This is a genomic window from uncultured Thioclava sp. (assembly GCF_913064665.1).
In the GTDB taxonomy this organism is placed as follows: Bacteria; Pseudomonadota; Alphaproteobacteria; order Rhodobacterales; family Rhodobacteraceae; genus Thioclava; species Thioclava arctica.
Genome location: NZ_CAJYBT010000072.1, coordinates 1 through 9339, shown reverse-complemented (window position 1 = coordinate 9339; position 9339 = coordinate 1). Strand labels below are relative to the sequence as shown.

Annotated in this window: 8 protein-coding genes and 2 pseudogenes; 5 read left to right on the top strand and 5 right to left on the bottom strand. The window is 59.2% G+C overall.

The features are described 5' to 3' along the window. Positions 1-696 precede the first annotated feature (696 nt). A pseudogene (locus QZ571_RS17865) lies at positions 697-1023 on the top strand (IS3 family transposase); the annotation flags it as partial. An 840-nt stretch (positions 1024-1863) separates the two neighbouring features. Here QZ571_RS17865 and QZ571_RS17860 read toward each other — a convergent pair. The 4 genes from QZ571_RS17860 to QZ571_RS17845 all read right to left on the bottom strand — a co-directional run bounded on the left by QZ571_RS17860 (position 1864) and on the right by QZ571_RS17845 (position 5165). After that, the gene (locus QZ571_RS17860) at positions 1864-2343 is read right to left on the bottom strand and encodes a GNAT family N-acetyltransferase (protein ID WP_295537453.1); all 480 of its coding nucleotides are present in this window, start codon (positions 2341-2343) and stop codon (positions 1864-1866) included. 113 nt (positions 2344-2456) lie between these two features. Continuing rightward, the gene (locus tag QZ571_RS17855; RefSeq protein WP_295537451.1) at positions 2457-2885 is read right to left on the bottom strand and encodes a glyoxalase superfamily protein; all 429 of its coding nucleotides are present in this window, start codon (positions 2883-2885) and stop codon (positions 2457-2459) included. Next, positions 2882-4273: an MATE family efflux transporter gene (locus QZ571_RS17850; protein WP_295537449.1), complete on the bottom strand. Its 1392-nt coding sequence runs from the start codon at positions 4271-4273 to the stop codon at positions 2882-2884. Before QZ571_RS17850 ends, QZ571_RS17855 begins: the two co-directional genes overlap by 4 nt. Before the next feature lie 178 nt (positions 4274-4451). Further along, positions 4452-5165 (bottom strand): NAD(P)-dependent oxidoreductase, encoded by a 714-nt coding sequence (locus QZ571_RS17845; protein ID WP_295537447.1) that lies wholly within the window; start codon positions 5163-5165, stop codon positions 4452-4454. Between the two features lie 97 nt (positions 5166-5262). On the opposite strand from QZ571_RS17845, the gene QZ571_RS17840 reads away from it, so the two are divergent. Further along, positions 5263-6147 carry a LysR family transcriptional regulator gene (locus QZ571_RS17840; protein ID WP_295537446.1) on the top strand — a complete coding sequence of 295 codons (885 nt, stop codon included), beginning with the start codon at positions 5263-5265 and terminating at the stop codon, positions 6145-6147. 193 nt (positions 6148-6340) lie between these two features. Here the strand turns inward: QZ571_RS17840 and QZ571_RS17835 are convergent, their stop codons facing one another. Further along, complete coding sequence (locus tag QZ571_RS17835; RefSeq protein ID WP_295537445.1) at positions 6341-6886, bottom strand: YaeQ family protein; 546 nt, start codon at positions 6884-6886, stop codon at positions 6341-6343. 458 nt (positions 6887-7344) lie between these two features. On the opposite strand from QZ571_RS17835, the gene yghU reads away from it, so the two are divergent. From yghU to QZ571_RS17820, 3 genes and pseudogenes are all read left to right on the top strand, one after another. Beyond that, on the top strand, positions 7345-8208 hold the full coding sequence (gene yghU / locus QZ571_RS17830) for a glutathione-dependent disulfide-bond oxidoreductase (protein WP_295537443.1): 864 nt from the start codon (positions 7345-7347) through the stop codon (positions 8206-8208). A 32-nt stretch (positions 8209-8240) separates the two neighbouring features. Continuing rightward, entirely contained in the window at positions 8241-8918 is a 678-nt protein-coding gene (locus tag QZ571_RS17825) for a glutathione S-transferase family protein (protein ID WP_295537441.1), read from the top strand. A 182-nt stretch (positions 8919-9100) separates the two neighbouring features. After that, a pseudogene (locus tag QZ571_RS17820) lies at positions 9101-9339 on the top strand (transposase); the annotation flags it as partial.

The following is a 9339-nucleotide window of genomic DNA, read 5'->3' as shown; positions in this document are numbered from 1 at the left end:
CTCGGGCGCGCGCGCCTTCCGAGACGGGATTCGGGCGGCGCGGTCTCAACCTGGGTGGCCAAGTCTGGTCATCCGGTTGAGACCCAGGGTGCCAATCCTGGGTTCTACCTTCTATTTTTCGAAGTTGTGCGTCTTCAGCTTGGTCCCGATGGCGGGATTTCAGCGGTTCAGGAGGAGTTCGCGCTAGCTGCGTTAGATATCGCCAGTGGCTTTCTGTCAGGCCACCCGCTTGCGGGCTGTGATGACGGCGATATGGCAGACTTGTGTCGTCAGATTTTGGGCCGTATCGAGGCTCAGGATTGCGTTTCTGGAAGGTGGGGTCGTGACCTCTATCGAGTCCTGTCGCAAACTTTTCGGCGTCCAGATAGACGCATTCGTCTTTCAGAGACTACCACAGTCGAGCTACGAAGATATTGTAGAGCAAGCGACCCTCGGACCCCAAATCGACCGGCCAACTCTTCGCCCTTCAACGCTTCCAACGCCACCTTGGCTATAAGCCCTAGGTGATGTTGCTTCCGTTTCGACAGGTCTGATCTCCTTGGGGTTGAAGATCAGCAGATAACAAATCGCATGTTATGTCAGTATACGAATTTTGGTGGGGCGCTCCCTGATAACGGGATCCGGTTTGCCGAGCATCCCCGCTACCGGAACGCAGCATATTCGCGGCAGATGCGGTTCGTCATGATCTACGAGGCAAATGGGGTCAAGTACCACCTGACCAAGCTCAACCATCCGAGGACCAATGGCCAAGACGAGCGCATGCTTCTCGGTGTTTGTTGGCAAGCACCTGCCAGCCAGCGGGGCCGTACGATCAAGAAGGCGACGGTCAAGCGTTTCCATTACGACAACCACGATCCGCTGCGCACCCACCTTGCAGACTTCATTGACGCCTACAACTTCGCACGTAGGCTCAAGACCCTCAACGGACTCACGCCCTACGAATACATCTGCAAGATATGGACTTCAGAGCTGGATCGATTCATCCAAAATCCGATCCACCAGATGCCGGGACTGAACACCTAGTGCGCGGCGGCGTCCGTCACGGTGCTGACCGTTCTGGGCGCCCCTGTCGAGACGGCGCGTAGAAATGTTAAGGGTCGGTATAACAGCCAATCCCCAGCCAATTTCGAATGTTTCCCGCCCTTCGCGTCGCAGATATCTGCAGCACGCAGAGACATGGGGGGGCGATCCTGACGGTTAACCTTACTGACGGGGGGATTTGATGCGCGACTGGCGCGAGTACCCCCCTTTGCGTCTTGAACGTGACGCCCGCGTTATTGACGAGAATATGTAGCTGCGCCCCCAAACGGCGATAGCCGTGCCGGGCTCAGCTTTCTATTGGGTTTCTCAAATTCCAGTCGTCGTGTCTAAACTCTGGAACCGCAAATAGATTAAGCTGATATTAGTGATATGGTCCTAAAGTATAGGTTCACAGGAGGGCGCCAGCAGGTTACGTCCCCTTATGTAAGATCCACGTAACCACTTGAGAAGTATTGATTATATGAACAATGACGGGAGAAATGACGGATTGTTTCCGGAAGTCTTTTTCTTTGATGAAGCACGGGGTGATCCATGTCGTTCAGGCAATTCTTGGCGGCCAACGCTAAACCGTTTTCAGCGGATGAGGCTGTGTTTCGGGGGCAGATATCGGCAATCAACATTGTGCCTTGGGCGTTTGCTAGCACCGCTTCCGGGCGTTGATATATTGTTCTTGCTCGCCGTGATAATATTGCTGGCGATGTCCCATTAATCCCTGCGTAGGATTGCCATGAGTTCAAACTCGTCCGTTTGGATCCTAAAGCAGGCTCCATTCATCGGTTTGAGGTTATTTTTTGTACCGCAATTCAACTGATGCGTGCAACATCAGGGTCGCTCAGAGCTCGCGATGGGTCTACGCATATTAATGCCTGTCGGTCGGTATCCCATCGACCGATACAGACGCTCTGCGCCGTAATTGTCCGCCGCGACGCGCAGTCGAAGTTCCTTGAACTCGGTTTGCGCGAACATCGCTTCAAGCGCCACCAAAGCGGATCGTCCATAGCCCCGGCCGCGATAGGGGGGCAGGATGCAGAAATCGCTGATAAAGACGGATTGGCTTTCGTCGTCTGGGTGGCACCATAGATATCCGACCACCGTATCCGCATCGTCGTGAACCACACATAAGAGAATCTGATCCTCTGTCTCGACCCCCTTCGGGAGGCTTCGTGCGACTTCGCGTTCTGCCCTTGCGCGGGCCGTTTGCATATCCACGTCGTAATTGGTCGAAATTTCTGCCGCGTAATCGGGCACGAAGTAAGCGACATAATCCCCGAATTCGTCTGACCTCATTTTCCGAAGGCGCATTGTTCAATCTCCAATGTTTGCGGTGTCCGACGCCCAGACTCTGCTGGAGCACTGCAATGATCTGTCGTGATGATCGCGATCCCCCGAGTATCTGGCACAAAGGCGCTGCGACATCATAGAGTGATCTCCAGATGCGGGTGCCCATCCGAGGTTCTCTCGCGAGAATACCCGTCGGGGCCGACCGTCGCCGAGATCCGCTTGCGGAAGTTGGAGAACGCCTCGGATGTGACGACATCGACGGCTTCGTCCAGATCAAGCTCCAGCCGGAACCAGCCCGGCCACAGCATTGTGGCATTGCGGATCGTTGCCGTGAACGGCTGGGACAAGTAGCGCCCCTGCACGCGTCCGCCCGGGGTGAAGCCCTTGGATGACTGGGCCGCAATGGCGGCACTCAAGCCGTTCCAGTCGCGAAACCCGTGGCGATGAGCGAGGCGCTCAAGGGACTCGCTATGGCTGATCTCGGTCGCATCGACCCGGAGTTTGGCACGCAGGCGCTTGGCCTCGGCCTTAGCTGCGGCAAGGCTGGGAAGTGGCGTTGTCATTGGCTCACCTCCACCGGCGTTGCAAAAAGCCCCCAGCGCAGCGATTGCCGTCGCGCGCTTTGCGACAGCACCAACGCGGTGAGACCCAGAAGCAGGGCTTCGGCGCTGGGGCCGGTCCACCAGATCGCCGCCTCGCCAAACATCAACGGCAGCGCGAACGTCAGCGGCAAGACGAAGAGATAGGGTTTGGCCAATCCCAGAACCGCCGCACGCCGGGCATCGCCGATCGCCTGGAAATGCGCCGCCAGCATCATCTGCGGCCCCGAAAGCGCAAACAGCGCTACCATCGTGGGCAGGATGGCACCAACCTTGGCCACCACCTGCGGATCGGCGACAAAAGCGCGCCCGATCCCTGCGGCAAACAGGGTCACCAGCAACTGCACTGCGGCGCAAAAGATCAACGCGGCCCCCGCCGCCACTTGCAGGCTGGTGTCGCGACGTGGCCACAGGCCCGCGCCATGGTTATTGCCGGTGATCGTCTGCATGGCTTGCGAAAGGCCCAATAGCGGCAGGAAGGCGAAGGTCATCACGCGAGTCGCGATGCCATAGGCCGAAACCGTAACCGTATAATCGGGGCTGTCGATCAGTTGCAGCGCCGTCAGGATCGCGCTTGAAGCGAGCGCCACGCCAATGAAACTTAGGCTTTGCGGTGCGCCGAGCGCGAGGATGCCCCCCCAATCTCGGGCCGTGACGTGGCGCAAAATCGCGCCGGGATGCAGGATCGTGCCTTTGCGGATGCGAAACGCCATGATGAGGGAAAGCGCCAACGCCTGCGCCAGAACCGTGCCCCAAGCCGAGCCCGCGACACCGAAATCGAAGACCGCGATCAGCAGGTAGTCGAAGATGATATTGCTTAGCGAGACGAGCAGACTCATTGCAGCCATGACGCCGACATGACCCTCGTTGCGCAGCGCGTCGGAATTGACCGAGAGCACGAAGAGCAGCGGCGAGAAGGTGACCAAGACGCTCAGATAGGTCGTGGCCATCGCGGCAAGCCCGGTATTGCCACCCGCCGCAAGCCGCACCATCGGGGCACCGGCAAGCACATAAAGCACGATCAACGCCGCGCCCGCGCTCAACGCCAGCCAATGGGCGCTGGCATAGAGCCTGTGCGCAGCCGCGACCCGGCCCGCGCCAAGATGACGCGCCAGCAGGCTCGACATGCCCCCCGAGACCAGTGAGGCAAAGGCCACGAGCAACATGTAAAGCGGGAAGATTAGGGTGACGGCGGCCAGCGCCTCAGGGCCGACGTAATGCCCCAGGAACAGCGCATCGACCACGGTCAAAAGCCCGTTCATCCCCATCACGAAAATGATCGGCAGGGAGGTGCGCGCGTAAAGCCCCGTCAGGGGGGCATCAAGAAAACGGTTGTGGGCGAGATCGGACATCTCTGGTTCCTCATGCGGGTCTCGCTATGATTGGATGGAACCCGCATTGCCATCCGCGCGAGACGCGGAAGAAGAATAACAGAGAATGATCTGAGGCAGAACTTCACCATGACGTTGCCGTCTGCGGGTGGCGGGCGTCTGCAGCCGGGTCGGTGTTTAGGGCGAAACGCCGCGCGGGTCAAGCCTGCGGTTGCGCGCGTTGCGCACCGTCTCCGGCGTGCGCGCGCGCGGAAGCTGTGTCGCGCCCGACAATCGCGGGGGCTTCGCGGATCAGCGTCGGGTCGCTCAGAGCATGAAGCATGAACAGCGCAAAATCGCTGCGCCGGGTGCGATTGGAGGCCAGCACCGGGTCGCCGACATGGCGCGCCCAGACCGGCAGCCCAACACCTGGCCCTTCTTCGAGATCCGAGCCGCGCACAAGCGTCCATGCCCGTTCCGAAGCGAAAATGCGGCGCGCCGCCTCTTCTTGATCGCCGAGATCGGCAACGCGCAGCCAACGGGCAAGGCGACGGAAAACGGCTACGAAAGCGCGCAACTTCAGCGAATAGCGATCCCTGCCGTCGCGCGAGAGATGCCAGCCGCCGGAAAAGATCAGCCGCGCCCTTGGTGGCGCCAGATCAAGCACCGCCTGCGCCGTTCCGGTGGCATAGCCCGTGACGCCCCAAGGGACGAGAACGGTAAGCACCCCGTCGCAGCCCTGTAGCGCCGCGTCGATCACGACCCGATCGTCACTGCGGCCGGGAAAGATCGTGATGCGCTCGCCAAAGCGCGCGAGCTTGGCCACGCTTTCGGGGCGGCAGACGCCCACAACCTCATAGCCGCGCGCCAGCGCGTGTTCGGCCATGTATTGGCCGAGCTTGCCGGAAATACCGATGATGCAGATGCGTTTCATGTGATCTGGCCTCTTGCTTGCGTTGTCAGGGCATCTCTAGCCGATCCCAAGCTTCAACAAAATTGACGCAATCTGCCGATCTGATATGCATAAAAGCATGGATTGGCGGTCAGTAACCTTTGATTGGAATTGCGCGCGGGCCTTCTTGGTGACGGCCGAGGAGGGGTCGCTGTCGGCCGCGGCGCGGGCGCTGGGTCTTGCACAGCCGACGCTGGGTCGTCAGGTCGCTGCCCTTGAGGCCGAGCTTGGCGTTCTGCTGTTCGAGCGTTTTGGCCGCGGGCTGCAGCCGACACCGGCAGGGCACGAGTTGCTCACCCATGTCCGCGCCATGGGCGAGGCCGCGCGCGAACTGTCGCTTGCCGCCTTGGGGCAGGGCGAGGCGTTGGAGGGTGAGGTGACAATCTCGGCCTCTGACCTCTATGCCGGGCTGCTATTGCCGCCGATCATCGCGCGGTTGCAGGCGGCGGAACCGCAGATTGTGGTAAACGTGATCGCCGAGAATAGCGCCTCTGACCTGATGCGGCGCGAGGCCGATATCGCGATCCGTAACTTCCGACCCGAGCAGCCCGAGCTGATCGCGCGCAAGATCCGCGAGGCCGAAGGGCGGTTCTACGGCATGCCGTCCTATCTCGACCGGATAGGGCCGCTCAAAACGCCCGCAGACTTGTCGCGCGCCAGCCTGATTGCGCCGGGCGACCCGGTGGACTTCCTGTCCCGTTTGGGTCCGCTAATCCCGGGCCTTGGCGTGCGGAATTTTCCGCTGCGCTGCACCAGCTACCTCGCCGCTTGGTCGATGGTGAAGCAGGGGCTCGGCCTGGCACTCATCGACGCGCGCATCGGCGATGCCGACCCACAGGTCGCACGCGCGCTGGCCGACTTCGTTCCTGTCACCTTTCCCGTCTGGCTGGTCGCGCACCGCGAGGTCCACCGCAACCGCCGACTGCGTCTCGTCTTCGACTTCCTCGCCGAGGCGCTTGGCTGAGTATTCGATCAGGTGCATCAACAAGGAACGCTCACAGCTTATTCTGTTGGGAAACCGGTCCAAAGCCGTCGCTGATCACAGGGATCGGCGGCTGCGGGGCAGCTTGCCAGATACGGATATTGGCGCATCACCTCTGACCGAGGCGGCCACCTCGGAGCAACTCACGCCCGTCTTTGCTACGGGCATGCGTGACTTACGCAGCGCTCTTCCATTTTACGGGGGTGACGTAAACGATGCTATCATCAACACTGACCATCACATCGCCGTCCTGAATATTGATCTGGAGCTTCATCGCGCGGCTTGCCAGTTTTGCCAATGCGCCAGTGTCGGTTTCGGAGAAATTTATCACCTGAAGATTATCAAAACGGGTGGTGCTGTTTTTAATCTTGTCCCACCACATCTCGGCCGTCCTGCCGCCATAGGGATAGACAATCACCTTGTCGGCTTTGCTACAAGATTGACGCATCACCTTCTCGCTTGGAAGTCCCAGAGCCACCCACACATCAAGCTCTCCACTCAGGCTTTTCTGCCAAATGTCTGGCTCGTCATCCGTCGAAAGGCCCTTCGTCATTTCCAAATGCTCATGGGCATTGAGCGCAAAAGCGACGATGCGCACCATCAGCCGTTCATCCGTCTCTGAGGGATGCTTGGCCACGGTCAGTTTATGGGTCTCATAATAGTGACGATCCATGTCCGAGACAGAGAGTTCAACTTTATAGATGGTGGCATTTTGCGCCATGATTTGCCCCAAATCTTTAAGGATTGGGATGCCTACTCCCTCTGCTAGCCTTTGGAAAGCAGATAGAAAGGCCACGCAGAATGGGGGCAAGAGCTGTTGCCCGTTGGCGTGATCTTACGGGGTCGGATCGTTGGGTTTCGTCCCTATAAGCGCGCCTTCTCTTCCACTGATCGCGCCTTGAATGCTCTAATTCTCCTGTCTGTCGCTTCACAAGGCTGTGATCGGCGTGATAATTGTTGAGCGATTGCTCAAGAATTCGTATGGAGTGAACGGAAACTCGAAAACAGGCCGCCCTGCGACCTCCCTGACAGATTTGGAGGTGGTCATGATGAAGCCGGAAAACAGTTGCGCTGCATATTTGTGCAAAAAAAACTTCTACCTGTACGCGCTTGATCAGCATTGAAGACGCTGTGTTGCGCGTGTTCAGGCACTCGATCTACTTGAAAGGAAGACACGCTATGGCCGACTACACCCTCCCCAAGGTCTGGACTTGGGATGCCGAAAACGGCGGCGATTGGGCCAAAACCAACCGTCCGATCGCGGGCGCGACCTTTGACGCGGAACTGCCCGTCGGGAAGCACCCGCTTCAGCTCTATTCGATGGGCACGCCCAATGGCCAGAAGGTCACGATCATGCTGGAAGAGCTTCTGGCGCTTGGCAAGACGGGCGCGGAATATGACGCCCATCTGATCAGGATCGGCGAGGGCGATCAGTTTTCCTCGGGTTTCGTGGCCCTGAACCCGAACTCCAAGATCCCGGCGCTGATGGATCGCGACACGGGCACGCGCGTGTTCGAAAGCGGCTCGATCCTGTTGTATCTGGCCGAGAAGTTCGGGGCGTTTTTACCCAGCGATCCCGCGCAACGCACCGAGATACTGAACTGGGTGTTCTGGCTGCAAGGCTCTGCGCCCTATCTGGGGGGCGGGTTCGGTCACTTCTACGCTTATGCGCCTGAAAAGTTTGAATATCCGATCAACCGTTTCACGATGGAAGTAAAACGCCAGATGGATGTGTTGGACCGGGAACTCGCCGAGCACCGGTATCTGGGCGGCGACGACTACACCATCGCGGATATGCTGACATGGCCCTGGTATGGCAATCTGGTCTTGGGTGAAGCCTATGATGCGGGCGAGTTCCTTGATGTGGAAAGCTACACCCATTTGCGTCGCTGGGCCGAAGAGATCCTTGCCCGCCCCGCCGTTCAACGTGGCCGCATCGTGAACCGCACCCGCGGTCCGCTGAACGAGCAATTGCACGAGCGCCACGATGCCTCGGATTTCGACACGAAAACCCAAGACAAAATCGCAACTGCGGTTGAATGACCCCAGCTGTTCTCAAGCCCACAGGAAAAGATATGTTGAAATTTTACTATCATCCGACGCCGAACCCGCTGAAAATCGCCTTGTTCTTGGCAGAGACCGATCTGCCCTACGAATTGATGCCCGTCGACACCGCGCAGGGTCAGCAACACACGCCGGAATTCCGCGCCATCAACCCCAATGGCAAGGTGCCCGCAATTGATGACAATGGCACCGTCGTGTTCGACAGTACGGCGATCCTGCTCTATCTCGCGGACAAGACGGGCAAGCTGGGAGGCGCGCCCGAAGATCGCGGAGCGTTGCTGTCTTGGCTGCTGTTCATTGCCTCGGGTCTGGGGCCGTTTTCGGGCCAAAGCGTTCACTTCCACCACAGTGCGCCCGAAGACCTTCCCTATGCCAAGAACCGCTACATGCACGAAGCCGAGCGTCACTATCAGGTGCTCAATGACCATCTGAAGGGCCGCGCGTTCATCGTGGGTGACAGCTATTCCATTGCCGACATTTCTGCATGGGGCTGGGCCATCCGCGGCGAGCGTGTGCTGGGCGGCGACGGTCTGGAGCGGTTTCCCGAAGTCGCGCGCTGGTTCAAGGCAATCAACGCACGCCCCGCCGTTGAAAAAGCGCAGCAGATTGGCAAGGGCGAGACCTTCAAAACGCCCGGTGATGAAGCCTCGCTTCGCGCCCTGTTCCCCAGCAACTACGTGAACGCGTGACATTCGCCCGCCCCAAGCCGAAACTCTTGGGGCGGAGCTTCGAACATGGTGATCGCTCAGTGAATTCAGCCAGCTTTGGATGACGTTGCCGAGGCGCGGCACTGCTCTGCCCCTGAAAACTGGACCATTTGGAACTGGAGTTTTTGGCTAAGCTTTCCTGGCTTGGAGAGGCGTTGAGAACGATGAAGGCATCGAAGTTCACGGCGGCGCAGAAGGCGTTCATCTTGAAGCAGGGCGAGGAAGGAACACCGGTCGCAGAGATCTGCCGCAAGGCCGGGATCAGTCAGGCGACCTACTTCAACTGGAGTGCGGCGGGGCTGCAAACAATCCGGGGGACTGTTTGCCCATCAAACGCGATATGGCGGCTTGCTACCGGACCAGATGCGGCGGCTGAAGCCGCTCGAGGACGAGAATGCCCGGG

Excerpts from the sequence above, each read along its gene's own strand:
- QZ571_RS17860 (WP_295537453.1), bottom strand. The coding sequence starts at position 2,343 with ATGCGCCTTCGGAAAATGAGGTCAGACGAATTCGGGGATTATGTCGCT.
- QZ571_RS17855 (WP_295537451.1), bottom strand. The coding sequence starts at position 2,885 with ATGACAACGCCACTTCCCAGCCTTGCCGCAGCTAAGGCCGAGGCCAAG.
- QZ571_RS17850 (WP_295537449.1), bottom strand. The coding sequence starts at position 4,273 with ATGTCCGATCTCGCCCACAACCGTTTTCTTGATGCCCCCCTGACGGGG.
- QZ571_RS17845 (WP_295537447.1), bottom strand. The coding sequence starts at position 5,165 with ATGAAACGCATCTGCATCATCGGTATTTCCGGCAAGCTCGGCCAATAC.
- QZ571_RS17840 (WP_295537446.1), top strand. The coding sequence starts at position 5,263 with ATGGATTGGCGGTCAGTAACCTTTGATTGGAATTGCGCGCGGGCCTTC.
- QZ571_RS17835 (WP_295537445.1), bottom strand. The coding sequence starts at position 6,886 with ATGGCGCAAAATGCCACCATCTATAAAGTTGAACTCTCTGTCTCGGAC.
- yghU (WP_295537443.1), top strand. The coding sequence starts at position 7,345 with ATGGCCGACTACACCCTCCCCAAGGTCTGGACTTGGGATGCCGAAAAC.
- QZ571_RS17825 (WP_295537441.1), top strand. The coding sequence starts at position 8,241 with ATGTTGAAATTTTACTATCATCCGACGCCGAACCCGCTGAAAATCGCC.